The following is a 17,369-nucleotide window of genomic DNA, read 5'->3' on the forward strand; positions in this document are numbered from 1 at the left end:
GTATGCGTCATTTGTTGTGCGGGATCGATGAGGCGGGCAGAGGGCCACTAGCAGGGGCTGTGTATGCCGCTGCAGTGATTCTTAATCCAGCGTCTCCCATTGTTGGCTTGGCGGACTCGAAAAAGCTGTCAGAAAGCAAACGTGATGCGTTGGCTATTCAGATCAAAGCTCACGCTCTGGCCTGGGGTATTGCCAGTGTCAGCGCACAGGAAATCGACGAGATCAATATTCTCCAAGCCAGTCTGCTCGCGATGCAGCGTGCTTATCAGGCGATGGTTGTGCAGTTCGGTATTCATGCCTCTTTAATACAAGTCGATGGCAACCGTTCTCCAAAATTTGATATTCCCTGCGAAGCGATTGTGAAAGGGGATAGCAAGGTCGCTGAAATTTCTGCAGCTTCTATTCTGGCCAAAACCGCAAGGGATGCCTCACTTTTGATACTGGATGCCCAATATCCTGACTATGGATTTGCACAACACAAAGGTTACCCGACGGCCTTGCATCTGGCGCGTTTGGCGCAATTTGGCATCACACCGGAGCACAGGCGCAGTTACGGACCAGTCAAAAAACTCCTTTCCTGACGTGGGCCCCTAGTCAGGCCGAATATATCAGCAAGCAATAAAAAAGCCGCTTTAATCAAGCGGCTTTTTTATTTTGGGCCTGAGCCTTATTCAATCAGCAGTTCTGTTTTACCCGGTACACCATTCATGGCGTCAGCATCTTCCAGTGGCTCTTTACGTGCAGTAATGACTGGCCAGACTTTGGATAGACGAGCATTCAGTTCAATGAAATGTTGCTGATCTGCTGGCACATCATCTTCCGCGAAAATAGCCTCAGCTGGGCATTCCGCCACACATAATGTACAGTCAATGCACTCGTCCGGATTGATGGCAAGGAAGTTCGGGCCTTCTACAAAGCAGTCCACCGGGCAGACATCTACACAGTCGGTATATTTGCACTGAATACAATTTTCGGTCACTACATAAGTCATGTTCTAAATCCTTTTGCGGGCTGTGTTAGCCAAAACGTTATTTTATTGCAATTTAGCCTAAATGGCGATGCATGGCTTTGTGATTGATCAAACAATCATGCCTGCACCGACAGTATTATTGGTACTTTCATCAATGACAATAAACGCACCTGTTGCACGGTTGGTTTTATAACTATCCACCATCAATGGTTGGGCAAGTTTAAAAGTTAAACGCGCGATGTCGTTCATTTTGAGGTCTGGTGTGGCTTGTTGCTCTAGCGTATTCACATCCACTTTGTATTGAATTGCGCCAATTTTGGCTTTGGATTCACGTGTGGTGTGGCGGATGATGTAAGTACGCGCAGTCGACAATGGGGTTTCTGACAGCCAACATACATGCGCTTCAATTTGTTTCACCGGCTCAGGTGCTTCACCTGTTTTCACAATCATGTCGCCCCGTGAGGTGTCGATTTCGTCTTCCAGCAACAAGGTCACGCTTTGCTCAGTTTGAGCGCTCGCGATTGGCACATCGCCAATTTGAATGGCTTTGACTTTGGATTGATAGCCATTTGGTAACACCGTTACCGCATCACCCACAGCAATATCACCAGATTCCACACGCCCCATAAATCCTCTAAAGTCGTGCAACTCGGCATCAGCACTGGCGTGTGGACGACAGACAAACTGCACAGGGAAGCGGAATTGTTCGGATTGCTCAGTATGCGCAGCGGGGGCTTTTTCGAGTAGTTCGAGCAGCGTTTCGCCTGTGTACCAGGGCATGCTGTCTAACCGGTCTACCAACATATCACCATTGAGCGCTGACATCGGGATGAATTTTATATCACGCGCACCAGCCAAGCCTAACTCTTTGGCAAATGCCATGTAGTCAGCACAAATGTTGTCGTAAACGGCTTGGTCGTAATTGACCAGGTCCATTTTATTGACGGCCACCACAATGTGAGGAATACCTACCAAGTGCGCTAAATAGCTGTGACGACGGGTTTGTGTGAGTACACCTTTGCGTGCATCAATCAAAATAATGGCCAAATTAGCGGTAGAAGCTGCTGTCACCATGTTACGCGTGTATTGCTCGTGGCCTGGCGCATCAGCGATGATATATTTGCGTGTGCCGGTGCTGAAATAGCGATAAGCTACATCAATGGTAATGCCTTGCTCGCGTTCTGCTTGCAAACCGTCGGTTAATAATGATAAATCGACCGCTTCCATGCCACGTTTTTTGGACGTATTGGAAATATTGGTTAGCGTATCCGCCAAAATGGTTTTGGTATCAAACAGCAAGCGACCAATCAATGTGCTCTTGCCATCATCGACAGAACCACAGGTCATAAAACGTAATAGTGAGTCATTGTGTTGCATAGTGTTACTCATTAGAAATATCCCTCTTTCTTGCGTTGCTCCATCGAGGCATCAGAGGTTTGGTCATCAAGGCGGGTTGCACCACGCTCAGTAATGGTGGTGGTTGCAGTCTCAAGCACGATTTTGCTGGTGTTGTCTGCATCCGAAATCACAGGTGCTGTACATGTAATATCGCCCACGGTTCTAAAGCGCACTTGCATGTTAATCACTTCTTCACCTGCTTTAGGCACGTTAATTACTTCGCCTGAGGCCAATGGCACATTGGCTGGCATCATGGCGCCACCGCGCATAATGATGTCGCGGTTATGGGCAAAGTAGATGCTAGGCAAGCCTAGGTTTTCACGTTCGATATATTGCCAAACGTCCATTTCTGTCCAGTTGGAAATCGGAAAAGCGCGGATGTTTTCACCCTTGTGACTACGCGCATTGTAGAGATTCCACAATTCAGGGCGTTGGTTTTTTGGGTCCCATTGACCAAACTCATCACGAAAACTCATGATACGCTCTTTAGCACGGGCTTTTTCTTCATCGCGACGAGCGCCGCCGATACAGCAATCAAAGCCAAACTCTTCAATCGCTTCCAGCAAGGTCACGGACTGGTGTTTGTTACGTGGCTCATCTGGTGTTTTTAATACGACAGTGCCGCGTTTCATGGAGTCTTCTACAGAACGCACGATCAAGCGCTCGCCCAGTTCTGCGGCGCGTTGGTCACGGAAGTTAATCACTTCCTGGTAGTTGTGGCCTGTGTCGATGTGCATGAGCGGGAAAGGGAAGCGACCCGGGCGGAAGGCTTTTTCAGCGAGACGCAAAATACAAAGCGAATCTTTGCCGCCCGAAAACAGCAACACAGGATTGCTACATTGACCTGCTACTTCACGCAGAATATGTATCGCTTCTGCTTCCAGCCAATCGAGATGAGAGAGTGTTTGTTTGGTTGTCATCATTTAAACTCTAAAAATTATTTTAGCCACAGTGAAACACACTAATAAACATGGATATCTATGTGAATGTGTGGCTGATTTATTTCTTAACGTGCAAGCCACATTCTTTTGAGGTTGGATCTTCCCACCACCAGCGACCGGCACGAATATCTTCGCCCATGGCCACTGCACGCGTACAAGGCGCACACCCGATGCTTGGATAAAACTGATCATGCAACGCGTTGTAAGGCACATCAAACATACGGATATAGGCCCAGACCTCTTTTTCGGTCCAGTCACTCAATGGATTGAATTTTTCCAGTTGGTTGCCCGCGTCGTACTCTTGCGTTGGCAGGCTCGCCCGTGTTGTGGCTTGTTCGGCACGCATGCCAGTCACCCAGGCCTGCTTGCCGGCCAGAGCGCGTTGCAGCGGCTCGACTTTACGCATATGGCAGCAGGCTTTACGCAGTTCGATACTCTCGTAAAACGCATTAATACCATGGTGCCTGACGTAAGTTTCCACCGCTTCATGCTTGGGAAAGAATACCACTGGTTTGGTCTGGTAGTGTGATTCTACCTCGCCCATCAGGGTGTAAGTTTCCGCAGGCAGGCGGCCTGTATCCAGCGAGAATATCTCGATTGCCAATGACTCTTTGGCAATGATGTCGGTGAGCACCATGTCTTCAGCACCATAGCTGTTGGCAAAGGTGATGGCAGGAAACTCCGCCACGGCTGTGCTTAGTAATGCCAGCACGGCTGCGCGTTTGGCCGTCACCGTTGCAACCAATGCCTCCGTCAGTTCTGGGCTAGTCGCCGGGTTTTTCATACTCGGCTTGAGCATGCTGACACCGAAACTCATGCGCGGTTCATCCTGCGCCAGACCGGTACGTCGTTGACGGCGCCCTGATAGGGTTGGCTAAAGTCATTCAAGCTTGCAATCGCGTCCTGTGCAGAGCGGTCCGCGCGGATTAAAAAGCTGTTGAAGCCTGCACGCTTGTGGAAAAATAGCTGGTCACGTAATACATCACCGATCGCGCGCAACTCGTTGGTATAGCCGTAACGCGTACGTAACCAGTTGCCCAATGTGAAAATGCGGCCATCGGCAAAGCGCTCGACATAAATGGCGATGATAGGCAGGCTGTTCAGGTCATTGAATTCTGCTTTGAGTGCTTCGGCAGTTTCGTGTGTCGCCAATACGATACCAACTTCACCGGCTTGCATACGTGTTTGCAGTTCAGCTTTGCGCGCCTGCCACACGGTGAGCGGCACCAGAATTTTTCCGGAAGCGGGAATGGTGGTATTGGCAACTTGTTCTGGCGTGTAGGTCTGCTCGCCTGTCAGTTTGAACAAGACCACTTTGCCTGCTTGCTTGCGCACAGACTCTTCACCTGCGGCTGGCGGGATGACACGCGTCCACGCGTCCTGCACAATTTCAGCCACGCCATTTGCAGCGTTTAATTGAATCAGATTACTCATGATGCGGATGCTCCTTCTTTTTGCTCTGCATAGACATGGGCTTTAAACGGAGCAACCCCGATACGGCGAACGGTATCAATAAAGCGTTCTTCATCGGAGCGCTGTTGTAAATACACTTCGATCAGGCGCTGTACCACCCCCGGCATTTCCTCCGCCGAGAATGAAGGGCCAATGGCGCTACCTATGCTGGCATCATTACCCTGTTTGCCGCCGACGGTGACCTGATACCATTCAGAGCCGTCTTTATCTACACCGAGAATACCGATATGACCGACATGGTGATGTCCGCAGGCATTCATGCAACCTGAAATATTCAGTTCAATGTCGCCAATTTCGTACAGGTAATCCAGATTGTCAAATTGCATCTGAATGGCTTCGGCAATCGGGATGCTTTTGGCATTGGCCAGGCTGCAGAAGTCCCCGCCCGGACAGCAGATAATGTCGGTGAGCAAACCGATATTCGGTGTTGCCAAGTCAGCTGCACGGGCTTTTTCCCACACAGCGAATAAATCAGACAACTTGACATCTGCCAGAATCAGATTTTGTTCATGTGACGAACGCAACTCTCCAAAACTGTAAGCGTCGGCGAGATCTGCCACTACCTGCATTTGCTCGCTGGTAATGTCGCCGGGTGCTTTGCCGTGTGGTTTGAGTGAAATGGTCACTGCGCGGTAGCCCGGCACACGATGCCCATGCACACAACGCTTAGCCCAGGCCGCAAAAGCTGGATTGCTGGCCACGGCTGTATCAAAAGAAGCATCATGCGCTGGCAGGGTTTCGTACGGCATAGGTTCAAAATACTGCGCTACACGGTCTAGTTCTGCTTGTGTGATGGTCAATGCACCTTCTTTCAGGTGTGTCCACTCTTCGTCAACCTGGCGGCGGAATTCTTCAATACCCAGCGCTTTCACCAGGATTTTAATACGTGCTTTATATGCGTTATCACGACGACCATGGATGTTGTATACACGGATAACAGCTTCGCAGTAGGAAAGGGCGTGTTGCCATTCCAGGTGTTCACGAATCACGGTGCCCAGGATAGGCGTGCGGCCTAAACCACCGCCCACCCAGACTTTGATTGCCATTTGGTTCTGGGCGTCTTTGTAAAACTCCAGACCGATATCGTGCGCTTGCACAATGGCGCGGTCCTGGGTCGTGCCAGAAACTGCTATTTTGAATTTACGCGGCAACAATGCAAATTCAGGATGGAATGTACTCCATTGGCGCATGATCTCGGCGATGGCACGCGGGTCGATGATTTCATCTGGTGCGATGCCTGCAAACTGATCAGTGGTGATATTGCGAATACAGTTACCGGAAGTCTGGATCGCATGCATTTCAACGGTGGCAAGCGCTGCCAGAATTTCCGGCACATCTTCCAGTTTAGGCCAATTAAGTTGCAGGTTCTGGCGTGTACTGAAATGGCCATAGCCTCTGTCGTAACGCTTGGCAATCTCACCCAGTTTGCGCAGTTGTGTGCTGGACATCAGGCCGTAAGGTACAGCGATCCGCAGCATAGGCGCGTGGCGTTGAATATATAGTCCGTTTTGCAAACGCAAGGGACGAAATTCTTCATCAGTCAATTCGCCACCCAGGTAGCGGCGCGTTTGGTCGCGATATTGCGCGACGCGTTCATTGACGATTTGTTGGTCTATTTTGTCGTATTTGTACATTGTTAACTCTAGCCAGCTTTTTCAGAAGAGGCAATATTTTAATGGAAAACGAGCTTAAAGCCTACATAAATCAATATGATAGCCAATACAATTCTAACCCAGTGCTCTGCCACACGTGAGCTTAAATGGCTGCCGAGATAAATGCCTGGAATAGAACCAATTAACAGTGTGCCCAGTAATTGGTAGTCAATCGTACCTAATGAGGCATGGCCTAATCCTGCAACCATGGTGAGTGGCACAGCATGTGCGATATCGCTTCCGACGATGGTGGTAATTTTTTCTTTCGGATATAGCATAATCAGCGCCGTGACACCGAGTGCACCTGCACCGACCGAAGTGAGTGTCACTAAGGCACCAAGTATGACGCCGAGAGCGACTGTTGAACCAGGGACATATTGTTCTGGAATCCATTGGCCACGGGCGACATAAGCGCTGAGTTTATTGCGCATCAGGACCGCAGCGGAAGTGACAATTAAGGCAATGCCGAGCCAGAACTTAATGGTTGAGATTGCGCTGCTCGATTGCATATCCATATTATGCAACATCCATAAAGTTGCCAAAGACGCAGGTAAGCTACCCATGGCTAAGCGTTTAACCATGCGCCAATCAATATTACCAAGTTTGCCATGCGCAAAAATTCCGGCTGACTTGGTGACTGATGCATATAATAAATCTGTGCCTACAGCCACTGCAGGTTTGATGTTGTAAAGTAATAACAGGATGGGGGTCATCAGTGATCCGCCGCCAACACCGGTCAGCCCTACCAGAAAACCGACGGCAAAACCCGCCAAAATAAATCCGAATTCCATGTGGAGTATCTTCAAAGAGTGATAAAACGACGTGCATGGTAGCAGGATTCTAATTGTTGATTTAATAACCAATTGTTCTATGATATAGCTTTTAGTTATATTGGATCGTCGATGAAGTTTCACCAATTGCGTTATGTGCATGAAGTTGTCCGTCAACAACTTAATATTTCGGCGGCTTCAGAGGCGCTGCATACTTCTCAGCCAGGTGTCAGCAAGCAAATACAATTGCTGGAAGAGGAGTTAGGTTTGCAAATATTTCAACGTAACGGAAAACGCTTAATTGGTGTCACCGAGCCCGGTCGCAAAATTGTAGCGTTGGCGGCCAAAGTGGTACTCGAGATGCAAAATATCAAGCGCGTTGGAGATGAGTACAGTCGCGAGGATACTGGTGAATTAACGATTGCCACTACACATACACAGGCGCGTTATCGCTTGCCCGCTGCAGTCAAACAATTTATGGCGCAATATCCCAATGTAAAACTAACCATACATCAGGGTAATCCGGCACAAGTGACTGAGCAAGTGGCTTCGGGTGAAGCGGATATTGGGATAGCTACTGAAAGTATCAGTAAGGATGAGCGTATTAATTGTTTGCCTTGTTATGAATGGAACCGTTGTCTGGTAGTGCCACCCGAGCACCCTTTGTTGAAAAGCAACGAACTCACTTTGCAGGCGCTGGCAAGATATCCCCTAATCACTTATGATTTTGCGTTCACCGGTGGGACGTTGGTATCCAAAATTTTCCATGATGCCGGTGTGCAGCCTAACGTGGTGTTTACCGCGATTGACGCAGATGTGATTAAAACTTACGTCAATCTTGGTCTGGGGATCGGGCTGATTGCCAATATGGCTTATGATGCTGTCAGGGATGCGCCCCTTCATAGCCTGGATTGCAGCCATTTATTCCCCAATAGCACCACTTACCTCGGTGTGCGTCGCGATGCCTTTTTGCGGGATTACATGCTTAATTTTATTACCATGCTCTCCCCCCAGTACGATAAGCGCACGGTACAACATGCATTGCATCAAGTTTAGCAATTTTTGGTGTGACAAGTGTCACGCTGCTTGTAACGCAGGCATGCTTTAATGGCTGAAATAGTTTGAGGCTGATCATGCTTGGAATTTTTTCATTGCTGTGCTGTGTGCTTGCCTGCTTGCTGCCAGTGACTGCGATGCCTGCGCAAGAGGGCTCAGTACATGTGCGTGTGGTTGGGCATGGTATGCCTGACATCGACCTGGATAATGCGATTTATGAGGTACCGGTCAAGCCTGGGGTTAGCTATCAGGATCTGGTGTATAGCCTCAAGTCAGTGTCTGAGGGCATGAACTTTGTCAATCCGGCCAATTTTCCGATTGCAGAACACATGAAACAGCGTGGTTTGGATCCGCAAGGGGTGAAAGAGGTGCGCACCTTTTGTAATCTGAGTATGGGCACCGAAATCATGCTCGATCATCCGGAGTTCCTTGTTTTCGCACCGTGCAGACTTGCAATTTATGAGAAGGCGGACGCCTCCGGTCAGTTGCGTTTGTATCTGGGCCTTGACCGCCCCACGCATGACCTGAAAAATATTAAAAAGCCGACTGCTCGAGCTCAGGCTGCAGCACAGGAACTTGAAGATGCTCTGATCACGTTGATGGAAAGGGCGCGGCGCGGGGATTTCTGATTTTACAATCTCCCCAGCTACAGTGCGTGATACAGCTACAGCGCAGCCCTTTTGTTTTCATTTTGTCAGGTATTGATCTTCGGTTTTGATCGCTCAAATTGCTTTCTGCTTACTTGAAGCTTAATCAGTGACTTTAAATAACCGTTTTTCCTCTGTCCGGACACACAACAACCTTCCACTTTTTTCGGTCATCCCCTATACTCAAACATGCCATTAATTGTTTGAGTGAGCCTTATGACGACCCCCATGCTGATTGCAAAAAATAACGAAACCGACAGTGTGATGCTGCCCAGAATGGCCAATCGCCATGGGTTGATTGCGGGTGCCACCGGCACTGGAAAAACGGTCACGCTGCAAAGTCTGGCCGAGCAGTTTTCACGGATTGGCGTACCGGTGTTTATGGCCGACGTTAAAGGTGATTTGTCGGGGATGAGCCAGGTGGGAGGTGGCAATGCCAAAGTCGAGGCCAGAGTGCAGCAGCTCAAGCTGACTGATTATACAAACAAGGCATACCCTGTCATGTTCTGGGATATGTTTGGTGAAAAAGGCCATCCGGTACGCACCACCCTGAGTGAAATGGGCCCTTTGTTACTGGCGCGCATGTTGAATTTAAACGAGGTGCAAGGTGGTGTACTCAATGCGATTTTTAAAATCGCAGATGACAATGGCATGTTGCTTCTGGACTTGAAAGATTTACGCGCGATGTCGCAGCACTGTGCCGAAAATTCAGCCACTTACCAAACCCAGTACGGCAATATTTCTGCTGCCAGTGTGGGTGCCATTCAGCGCGCACTGTTGCAGATTGAAACTGAAGGGGGGGATGTGCTGTTTGGTGAGCCTGCCCTCAACCTGGAAGACATGATGCAGACCGATGCCAAAGGCTTGGGGTTTATTAATATTCTGGCCGCCGATAAGTTGCTTAACTCTCCGCGTGTGTATGCCACATTGCTGCTATGGCTGCTTTCTGAACTGTTTGAAAAGTTGCCGGAAGTGGGCGACCTGGAAAAACCCAAGCTGGTCTTTTTCTTTGACGAAGCGCACTTGCTGTTTAACGATGCCCCTGCCATCTTGATGCAAAAAATCGAGCAGGTGGTGCGTCTGGTGCGTTCCAAAGGGGTGGGCGTGTATTTTGTTTCTCAAAATCCGCTGGATATTCCTGATGTGGTACTTGGCCAACTGGGTAACCGCGTACAGCATGCCTTGCGTGCGTTCACACCACGTGACCAGAAAGCCGTACAGGTTGCTGCGCAAACCTTCCGTGCCAACCCCACGCTGGATGTGGCCAAGGTGATTACCGAACTGGGTGTGGGAGAAGCGCTCGTTTCGTTTCTGGATGAAAAAGGGGCACCAACCCCGGTGGAGCGAACGTTTATTTGTCCGCCTGAAAGCCGCATTGGGCCGGCCACCGATACAGAACGCCAGCATGCCATGGCACAGTCGCTGGTGGCTGGTGTGTATGACAAGCTGGTAGACAGAGAGTCCGCTTACGAGATTCTCAAGCAGCGCGCAGCAGAAGTCGCCAGTGAAGCCAGCACTGCTAAACATGCAGAAGAGACATCTGATTCGGGGTTTGACCTGGGCGGTATATTAGGAGGTAAAACCAGCCGTTCTGATTCTGTGCTGGAGTCGGCTGCCAAATCAGCTGCCCGGGCAATCGGCTCACAACTTGGCCGTGCCATTGTGCGTGGTGTGCTGGGGTCGATTCTTGGTGGAAGCAGCAGCAAAAGCCGCCGTTGATACTGCTGCTTTAAGGCTATTTACAGAGCGCGCCATGCTGACTGATATCGAGATTGCACAAGCTGCAACCCTGTTACCTATACACAACGTTGCCGAGAAGCTGGGCTTGTCTGCCGAGGCTTGGTTGCCCTATGGTCACCACATTGCCAAACTGACGCAGGCAACTGTCAGCAAGCTGCAACAGCAACCTGCGCGTGCCAAGCTAATTCTGGTCACCGCGATCAGCCCCACACCGGCGGGCGAGGGTAAAACGACGACGACGATTGGCCTCACAGATGCACTGAATCATGCAGGTTATCCTGCCATGGCATGCTTGCGCGAACCATCCATGGGGCCGGTGTTTGGTATGAAAGGGGGCGCGACCGGCGGAGGCTATGCCCAAGTCGTCCCGATGGAAAACATTAACCTGCATTTTACCGGCGACTTTCATGCCATCAGTGCGGCCAATAATTTACTGGCTGCATTAATCGATAATCATATTTATCACGGCAATGCGCTGGGCTTCGAGCATGTCAGCTGGCGCCGCTGTATGGATATGAATGACCGTGCCTTGCGTCGGGTGACGCTGGATCATGAGGTGCATACCGGATTTGATATCACGGTGGCCAGCGAGGTCATGGCCATTTTCTGTCTGGCGACTGATTTGCAAGATTTGACGGCCAGACTGGGGCGCATACAGGTGGGTAGCAATGCCGCCGGAAATCCCATCTTTGCCAGCGATTTGCAGGCAGAAGGCGCGATGACTGCCTTGCTTAAAGATGCCTTCCAGCCCAACCTGGTGCAAACCCTGGCCGGTTCACCGGCACTGGTGCATGGCGGGCCATTTGCTAATATTGCACATGGCTGCAATTCACTGGTGGCCACGCGTTCGGCGTTGCGGCTGGCAGATTACGTGGTGACAGAAGCCGGTTTTGGTGCCGACCTGGGTGCTGAAAAGTTTATGGATATCAAGTGCCGCCAGTCAGGTTTGCGCCCGGATGTGGCGGTGTTGGTGGCGACCGTGCGGGCGCTGAAGTATCACGGCGGGATAGAAGTCGCCGATTTAAACAATGAGCATCTGGACGCACTCCAGGCTGGCCTGGCAAACCTGAAAAAACACCTCGATAACCTGCATCACCAGTTTGGCTTGCCAGTACTGGTGGCACTCAACCATTTCAGCCATGATACTGAAGCAGAAGTCGCCTTGGTCGATGCTGCTGTGCAAAGCTGGGGTTATCAGATGCACGTTTGCAAACATTGGGCGAATGGGGCCAGTGGTGCCAGCGATTTGGCCAAGGCGTTGGTCACGCAACTATCACAGGCTTCAACAGGTGCTCGACTGGCCTATGCTGACGATGTGGCGCTGGAGGAAAAACTGGCCTTGGTGGCACGCCAGATTTACGGTGCTGACGGCGTAGCATTTAGCCCGGCTGCGCAAGCCCAGTTACATGCTCTGGCAGCGGCCAGTCAGGGGTTGCCAGTGTGTGTGGCGAAGACCCAATACTCGTTCTCGTGTGATCCAAAGCAGCGCAATGTGCCTGTGGGCCATACCCTGTTAGTGCGAGAGTTGCGTCTTGCACGTGGCGCCGGTTTTGTTGTCGCCATTTGTGGCGATATCATGACCATGCCAGGCTTGCCAAAACAGCCCGCCAGTATACGTATCGGGGTGGCTGCAGATGGTAAAATCAGCGGGCTTTCTTAATTCTCAATTGTATGTTGACCTTCCAGCAAGTCGGCCAAGCCGACCAGACCATTCATAAGTCCCGTTTTTTTGCGCGTGCCATGCGCTGTGAAAACGAACGTGAACTGGCGCTGTTTTTGCGACAGTTTGCCAGCGAACATCAAAGTGCAGGCCATTTGGCTTATGCGTTTCGCATGCAAACCGCGGATGGCATCGTCGCCCGTTTTTCGGATGCTGGTGAACCTGCCGGAACGGCTGGCAAACCAATTCAGCAAATGCTGGATGGACAGAATTATGTCAATTGCTGTGTCGCTGTTATACGCTATTATGGCGGGGTCAATCTGGGCACCGGTGGTTTGGTACGTGCTTATGGCGGCACTGCCAAAATCGCCATGGAGAGGGCAGGCAGTATTCCTTTTGTCGAGATGGTAGAACTACACATCAAGACGACTTACAAGCGCGTGGATGAATTGACACGGGAAGTACAAAAAGTCAAAGGCGAAGTGCTGGATAAGCATTTTGATGAGGCAGTGCATTTCTTGTTGAAATTGCCATTGGATGCAGCGCGTCGGCTACAAGAGAAGTTTACTTAATCTTTAAATGAAAGAAAGTATGACACAGGCTCAAAGGTTCGATATTGCGTCTTATGGCGTGATGGCAGTATTGATGCTGCTGGTGTTACAGGTGCACTTGTTACCGGCACTGCTGATTGGCTTGCTGGTGTTCGAACTGATCCATATTATTTCGCCGATTATTGAGCGAAAAGTCCCCGGAAAGTACGCCAAACTGTTATCTGTCATGTTGCTGGCGACTCTTATTATCAGTTTGCTGGTTGGTTTAGGCATGGGTTTGATCACACTGATTCGTAGTGATTCAGGTGGTTTTTCCATGCTGTTTGATCAGCTGGCACGCATCATTGAGGATTCGCGCAAAGTATTACCTGCCTGGTTAAATGACCGGTTGCCAGATGATGCCATTACACTGCAGCAAACCGTGATTGAATGGCTGCGCGCCCATTCGGCTGATTGGCAATTACTGGGCAAGGAAGCGGGCCATCATCTGGCGCATATTCTGATTGCCATGGTGATTGGCGCCATGGTTGCCCTGCACGATGTCGAGACTCACAGTCGCTACAAGCCTTTTGCGCAGAGCCTGATGCGTCGCGCGGCACTTTTTTCCGCAGCATTCAAAAATATTGTGTTCGCGCAAATCAAGATATCCGCAGTGAATGCTACGCTGACGGCAGTTTATCTGGCGATTGTGCTGCCCTTGTGTGGCGTGCACCTGCCATTTACCAAAACCTTGATTGCCATTACTTTTCTGGTAGGGCTGTTGCCAGTCATTGGTAATCTCATTTCCAATACAGTGATTGTGATTGTCAGCACCAGCCATTCTTTTCTGATTGCGCTTGGCTCACTCGGGTTTCTGGTGATTATTCACAAGCTTGAATACTTCCTCAATGCCAGAATAGTCGGGGAGCAAATCCATGCGCGGGCATGGGAGTTGCTGGTGGCCATGTTGTTGATGGAAGCGACCTTTGGCGTGACTGGCATTGTGGCAGCGCCGGTCTATTATGCGTATATCAAGAGTGAATGCCGCGTACGCGACTGGATTTAATGATTGAGATAAATAAAAAGCGCGCTTCAGAGATACTGCCGCGCGCTTTTGATGATGGCCGTTTTACTTTAAACGATATAAACGACTGTCCAGTGTTTTGCCGCCCTCCATGCTATCCAGCTGATTGCCACTGATCAGGCTGAGTTGAGCCAACCGTTCATCCGGGTGCGGGTGGGTTTGAAACAGCAGGGCCATGCTGCTATCGTTATTACTTACTTGCGCCAGCGCCTGCAGTACCTCGGCCAGTCCATACACTTCATAACCGGCGCGTGCAGCCAGCACAGTCCCCATGCTGTCGGCTTCGTATTCTGCACTTTTATCCAGATTGCGCGCACTGATTTCGGCACCGGTACTGACGGCGCGCTGCGTCAGCTTGTTTTTACTGATTTTTTCTTTCAGAAAAGCAGTGCCAGCATCGAGCAGCGCCTGTTTTTGCATGACTTTCAAATGGTGCTTTTGCACCACGTGTGCAATTTCGTGCCCGAGTACGCCTGCCAGTTGCGCTTCACTGGTCAAGCGCTGATATAAGCCTTTGGTGATGAGTACATAACCACCGGGTGTGGCAAACGCATTGATATCGCTGCTGTCAATCACGCCAAAATGCCAGGCAATGTCCGCACGTTCAGATTGGCTGGCCACCCAGCGCCCCACTTTATTCACATAGGCCTGTAACCCTGCATCACTCACCAGTGGCGCAGCGCCCAGTATGGTGCCTGTCACATTGCGGCCAACTGCAATTTCATCTTCCAGGCTAGGGCTTGTCCAGTTGATATTGGCCAATTTGTCCTGTGCCGAGGCGTTATCTGCGGTGCCGGATGCCGGTGCGGTAGAGGTTTCTTTTTTATCAGTCACCCCTATCTGCTCTTTGACTGCATCTTTGAGCGCACCTTTTAAATCAAAGGCCTGGCTTGTGCCGATCAGGCAGGCGGCACAGGCCAGGGCAATGGCCTTTTGCTTCAATACGTTGTGGTTCATTGCGCACCTCCTGTAAAGTAAGGATAGCTGCGGCTATTCAAGCCAGCACTGGCCGCAAATTGCTTCGCTTCCTCAGCGTTCACGGTATAGCTCTCCAATTTTTTGGTTTCACTTTCGTTAAACTGCGCAGTTTTCAAGTCTTCTGCGCTCAGGCCCCGTATGCCCGTGGTAGAAACCACCTTGCCAGTCCCGCTACGACCAGTCGCCACGCCAACCATCCCCGCCACATTGCTGCTGCCTGCGTTGTTGCGCTTCACAGTGAGCAGGCGTACCCAGCCAGTTTTACCGTTGCTTTTGATCTGTAACCATGCGCCTTTTTTGTTCACAATCTCGACGGCATCATTCTTGTTGACGGTGCCAACGACTTTGGCGTCATTAAATGCGTCAACACGCAACTGGTCGGGTTTCAAAATCACGCCAGTTTCTGCTGCGTTCGCAGCATGGATGCCAAACACCGTGCTGCAACACAAGGCGGCTATCAGCCCTAAACATTGCTTTTTAATCATTGATCGCTCTCTACTTTCTGTGATGTGTGTTCCATTTCAAGCTGTATCATCGCTTGCGCAAATAAAATACGCCACTGGGCTGCCAGTTGTGAAGTGTTGCTGGCGATGATGCCGCGGTGCAGGGCATAACGTACCTGACTATTTTCTGGCAGCCCCAGAGTACGTACAAATGCCGTTAAGTGGGTTGCCAGCTGGGTGGCATCCTGCATGGCTGCCTCACGGTATTCTGCTTGCGGGCTGTATTGCCAACTGACAATCATCATATCGCCAAACAATCCCCACACGCCGCTTTGTGTACCGGCCATCACATCGACCTGGTTTGGGGCACGGCTGGCAAGTTCAGCTTCTTTGCGTATCCGTTTCATTACCGCATCGCCCAGAGATTCCACGCTCTCTATGGTGAGCGGCATTAATAAGACTTCTTGTTCCGGACTGTCTGCCTTCAGGCCAAAAGCCAGCCAGCGCTGTAGTGCGCGGTCAGTGGCCAGCGCATAAATTTTAGCGATCCCGAAATAAGCTACCGCCCAGAAAATCGGTGCAGCCAGATCCAGGTAGGTATGGATCAGGTTAATCGCCAAGTAGGAAAGTACCAGCAAACCGATCTGGCTACCCGTAAACACACCATTGAAGCGGTCACGGTCTACCTTGAAATAAAAGGCCAGCGTGGTAAGCCAGACCAGCAGCAAACTCAGCACAATATAAGGCAGTTTGCCGCGCCAGACCTTGAGATAGTCCTGATGCATGGTGTTATCCAGCGCCGTGGCCAGTATTTCCACACCGGGGAACTGCTTGTCCATCGCCGTCGGTTTGATATCAAACAATGCGGGTGCAGTGGAGCCAATAATGATGATCTTATCTTTAAATTCCGCCTGGGGACGTTTGGGCTGCGCACTGGTGATGTCGGTATAGAGGTCGCTGAAGGTGACATATTGATAGGTAAATGGCTTGCCTCGCCAGTTAAGTAGCATATCATCCGGCGTCTGGCTGTTGTCATAATGCAAGGCGTCAGCCACAGTGACCGGAAGAGATGGTAACGTCCAGCCACGGTCGGTATGTCGCATGCGATACTCACGCACTACGCCATCATTGTCGGGATACACATTGTGGGTGCCCAGGCGTTGTGCTTTCCATGCGCCTTTGAAATAAGGGGGAATCGCGGCAAATGTGGCCTTCAGGTCTGCATCTGGCGCATGTATCAAACCGGGCATTTGCGCATAGGTCAATGCACTTTGGCTATCCTGGCTTGCATCTAGCCTCAGCAGCGGAAAAAAGCAACGATCACACGCGGTAATCACATCGTTGAAGTAGCTGTCGCTGTCTGGGTTGTAGATATCCGCATCTGAAAACACGATGTCAAAAATAATGGCTTTGGGCTGTTGGTGTTGCAGGTTTTCAACCAGTTCACCGACTACCTGGCGTGGCCATGGCCAGCGTCCGTATTCTTTTGACATGGCTGCCAGGCTGGCTTCGTTGATGTCGATGATGACAATGGTGGGGTCTGCTGACGGTTTGAAAATGCGGTTTTTGACCATCATGTCGAACGCCTTGTCGCGCATGTTCTGACCAACATGCAGGACCGCGGCATCCAGCAGGATAAACAGGCTGAAGAGCAGTGCCAGGTAAAGGTAAAAATTATTTTTAAGCCGGCGCGTCAGGTTGGCCAGCCAAAAGCCCAGCATCAGTTTCAGTTTTAGCATATAACCCCTGTTGAATCAGTCATCATGCTGGCGCGTGAGGGATTGCCTGTTGCAGCCGTTGGCGATGATGGTTAATTGTGTGTATTGTTGACTGCCTGGCAGGCGTTTAGCCTCAAAATACCCGCCATTGGCCCGAACGGGCCATTGAGTCTTAGTGCCCAGATCCGTATTCTAGCAATAACGCAAACGCACTGACATGTTTATGAGTTTGAATCTGAAAATACTGTTATTTGGATTTCTGTTGTTGATCATCATCAGCCTCATGGATGTGTTTGTGTGATTGCACCG

17 protein-coding genes are annotated in these 17,369 nt (G+C 50.5%); 7 read left to right on the top strand and 10 right to left on the bottom strand.

Going from position 1 to position 17,369, the window contains the following annotated elements:
- Nucleotides 1-2 precede the first annotated feature (2 nt).
- On the top strand, nt 3-581 hold the full coding sequence (rnhB, locus tag Q9291_RS07525; RefSeq protein WP_306389413.1) for a ribonuclease HII: 579 nt from the start codon (nt 3-5) through the stop codon (nt 579-581).
- An 86-nt stretch (nt 582-667) separates the two neighbouring features.
- Here the strand turns inward: rnhB and fdxA are convergent, their stop codons facing one another.
- The 7 genes from fdxA to Q9291_RS07560 all read right to left on the bottom strand — a co-directional run bounded on the left by fdxA (nt 668) and on the right by Q9291_RS07560 (nt 7,225).
- The gene (gene fdxA, locus Q9291_RS07530) at nt 668-991 is read right to left on the bottom strand and encodes a ferredoxin FdxA (protein ID WP_306389414.1); all 324 of its coding nucleotides are present in this window, start codon (nt 989-991) and stop codon (nt 668-670) included.
- Between the two features lie 87 nt (nt 992-1,078).
- The gene (gene cysN, locus Q9291_RS07535; protein ID WP_306389415.1) at nt 1,079-2,359 is read right to left on the bottom strand and encodes a sulfate adenylyltransferase subunit CysN; all 1,281 of its coding nucleotides are present in this window, start codon (nt 2,357-2,359) and stop codon (nt 1,079-1,081) included.
- Nucleotides 2,359-3,291, bottom strand: a complete 933-nt coding sequence (cysD, locus tag Q9291_RS07540) for a sulfate adenylyltransferase subunit CysD (RefSeq protein ID WP_306389416.1) — start codon at nt 3,289-3,291, stop codon at nt 2,359-2,361. Before cysD ends, cysN begins: the two co-directional genes overlap by 1 nt.
- Nucleotides 3,292-3,367: 76 nt before the next feature.
- Nucleotides 3,368-4,126 carry a phosphoadenylyl-sulfate reductase gene (locus Q9291_RS07545; protein WP_306389417.1) on the bottom strand — a complete coding sequence of 253 codons (759 nt, stop codon included), beginning with the start codon at nt 4,124-4,126 and terminating at the stop codon, nt 3,368-3,370.
- Complete coding sequence (locus tag Q9291_RS07550) at nt 4,123-4,743, bottom strand: DUF934 domain-containing protein (RefSeq protein ID WP_306389418.1); 621 nt, start codon at nt 4,741-4,743, stop codon at nt 4,123-4,125. The genes Q9291_RS07545 and Q9291_RS07550 overlap by 4 nt, the downstream gene beginning before the upstream one ends.
- Complete coding sequence (locus tag Q9291_RS07555; RefSeq protein WP_306389419.1) at nt 4,740-6,416, bottom strand: nitrite/sulfite reductase; 1,677 nt, start codon at nt 6,414-6,416, stop codon at nt 4,740-4,742. Before Q9291_RS07555 ends, Q9291_RS07550 begins: the two co-directional genes overlap by 4 nt.
- A gap of 38 nt (nt 6,417-6,454) precedes the next feature.
- Nucleotides 6,455-7,225 carry a sulfite exporter TauE/SafE family protein gene (locus Q9291_RS07560; protein WP_306389529.1) on the bottom strand — a complete coding sequence of 257 codons (771 nt, stop codon included), beginning with the start codon at nt 7,223-7,225 and terminating at the stop codon, nt 6,455-6,457.
- A 111-nt stretch (nt 7,226-7,336) separates the two neighbouring features.
- Here Q9291_RS07560 and Q9291_RS07565 point away from each other — a divergent pair, with 111 nt between their 5' ends.
- From Q9291_RS07565 to Q9291_RS07590, 6 genes are all read left to right on the top strand, one after another.
- Nucleotides 7,337-8,260, top strand: a complete 924-nt coding sequence (locus Q9291_RS07565; protein ID WP_306389420.1) for a CysB family HTH-type transcriptional regulator — start codon at nt 7,337-7,339, stop codon at nt 8,258-8,260.
- Between the two features lie 137 nt (nt 8,261-8,397).
- A complete protein-coding gene (locus tag Q9291_RS07570) occupies nt 8,398-8,889 on the top strand; it encodes a DUF302 domain-containing protein (protein ID WP_306389530.1) in 492 nt (163 codons plus the stop codon).
- Between the two features lie 234 nt (nt 8,890-9,123).
- Nucleotides 9,124-10,626 (top strand): helicase HerA-like domain-containing protein, encoded by a 1,503-nt coding sequence (locus Q9291_RS07575; RefSeq protein WP_306389421.1) that lies wholly within the window; start codon nt 9,124-9,126, stop codon nt 10,624-10,626.
- Between the two features lie 34 nt (nt 10,627-10,660).
- Nucleotides 10,661-12,307 (top strand): formate--tetrahydrofolate ligase, encoded by a 1,647-nt coding sequence (locus Q9291_RS07580; RefSeq protein ID WP_306389531.1) that lies wholly within the window; start codon nt 10,661-10,663, stop codon nt 12,305-12,307.
- Nucleotides 12,308-12,318: 11 nt separating this feature from the next.
- On the top strand, nt 12,319-12,879 hold the full coding sequence (locus Q9291_RS07585; protein WP_306389422.1) for an IMPACT family protein: 561 nt from the start codon (nt 12,319-12,321) through the stop codon (nt 12,877-12,879).
- A 19-nt stretch (nt 12,880-12,898) separates the two neighbouring features.
- Nucleotides 12,899-13,903 (top strand): AI-2E family transporter, encoded by a 1,005-nt coding sequence (locus Q9291_RS07590; RefSeq protein WP_306389423.1) that lies wholly within the window; start codon nt 12,899-12,901, stop codon nt 13,901-13,903.
- Nucleotides 13,904-13,966: 63 nt separating this feature from the next.
- On the opposite strand, the gene Q9291_RS07595 is transcribed toward Q9291_RS07590, so the two are convergent.
- Genes Q9291_RS07595 through Q9291_RS07605 form a run of 3 tightly spaced genes read right to left on the bottom strand, consistent with a single transcriptional unit; the run spans nt 13,967 to nt 17,081 of the window.
- Nucleotides 13,967-14,878 (bottom strand): M48 family metalloprotease, encoded by a 912-nt coding sequence (locus tag Q9291_RS07595; protein WP_306389424.1) that lies wholly within the window; start codon nt 14,876-14,878, stop codon nt 13,967-13,969.
- A complete protein-coding gene (locus Q9291_RS07600) occupies nt 14,875-15,384 on the bottom strand; it encodes an SH3 domain-containing protein (protein WP_306389425.1) in 510 nt (169 codons plus the stop codon). Before Q9291_RS07600 ends, Q9291_RS07595 begins: the two co-directional genes overlap by 4 nt.
- A complete protein-coding gene (locus tag Q9291_RS07605) occupies nt 15,381-17,081 on the bottom strand; it encodes a CHASE2 domain-containing protein (protein ID WP_306389426.1) in 1,701 nt (566 codons plus the stop codon). Before Q9291_RS07605 ends, Q9291_RS07600 begins: the two co-directional genes overlap by 4 nt.
- Between the last annotated feature and the right edge of the window lie 288 nt (nt 17,082-17,369).

Source organism: Methylophilus aquaticus (genome assembly GCF_030769565.1).
Taxonomy (GTDB): Bacteria; Pseudomonadota; Gammaproteobacteria; order Burkholderiales; family Methylophilaceae; genus Methylophilus; species Methylophilus aquaticus.

Excerpts from the sequence above, each read along its gene's own strand:
- Q9291_RS07560 (WP_306389529.1), bottom strand. The coding sequence starts at position 7,225 with ATGGAATTCGGATTTATTTTGGCGGGTTTTGCCGTCGGTTTTCTGGTA.
- Q9291_RS07570 (WP_306389530.1), top strand. The coding sequence starts at position 8,398 with ATGCCTGCGCAAGAGGGCTCAGTACATGTGCGTGTGGTTGGGCATGGT.
- Q9291_RS07575 (WP_306389421.1), top strand. The coding sequence starts at position 9,124 with ATGACGACCCCCATGCTGATTGCAAAAAATAACGAAACCGACAGTGTG.
- Q9291_RS07595 (WP_306389424.1), bottom strand. The coding sequence starts at position 14,878 with ATGAACCACAACGTATTGAAGCAAAAGGCCATTGCCCTGGCCTGTGCC.
- cysN (WP_306389415.1), bottom strand. The coding sequence starts at position 2,359 with ATGAGTAACACTATGCAACACAATGACTCACTATTACGTTTTATGACC.
- Q9291_RS07555 (WP_306389419.1), bottom strand. The coding sequence starts at position 6,416 with ATGTACAAATACGACAAAATAGACCAACAAATCGTCAATGAACGCGTC.
- Q9291_RS07550 (WP_306389418.1), bottom strand. The coding sequence starts at position 4,743 with ATGAGTAATCTGATTCAATTAAACGCTGCAAATGGCGTGGCTGAAATT.
- Q9291_RS07565 (WP_306389420.1), top strand. The coding sequence starts at position 7,337 with ATGAAGTTTCACCAATTGCGTTATGTGCATGAAGTTGTCCGTCAACAA.
- fdxA (WP_306389414.1), bottom strand. The coding sequence starts at position 991 with ATGACTTATGTAGTGACCGAAAATTGTATTCAGTGCAAATATACCGAC.
- rnhB (WP_306389413.1), top strand. The coding sequence starts at position 3 with ATGCGTCATTTGTTGTGCGGGATCGATGAGGCGGGCAGAGGGCCACTA.
- cysD (WP_306389416.1), bottom strand. The coding sequence starts at position 3,291 with ATGATGACAACCAAACAAACACTCTCTCATCTCGATTGGCTGGAAGCA.
- Q9291_RS07590 (WP_306389423.1), top strand. The coding sequence starts at position 12,899 with ATGACACAGGCTCAAAGGTTCGATATTGCGTCTTATGGCGTGATGGCA.
- Q9291_RS07580 (WP_306389531.1), top strand. The coding sequence starts at position 10,661 with ATGCTGACTGATATCGAGATTGCACAAGCTGCAACCCTGTTACCTATA.
- Q9291_RS07545 (WP_306389417.1), bottom strand. The coding sequence starts at position 4,126 with ATGAGTTTCGGTGTCAGCATGCTCAAGCCGAGTATGAAAAACCCGGCG.
- Q9291_RS07585 (WP_306389422.1), top strand. The coding sequence starts at position 12,319 with ATGTTGACCTTCCAGCAAGTCGGCCAAGCCGACCAGACCATTCATAAG.
- Q9291_RS07600 (WP_306389425.1), bottom strand. The coding sequence starts at position 15,384 with ATGATTAAAAAGCAATGTTTAGGGCTGATAGCCGCCTTGTGTTGCAGC.
- Q9291_RS07605 (WP_306389426.1), bottom strand. The coding sequence starts at position 17,081 with ATGCTAAAACTGAAACTGATGCTGGGCTTTTGGCTGGCCAACCTGACG.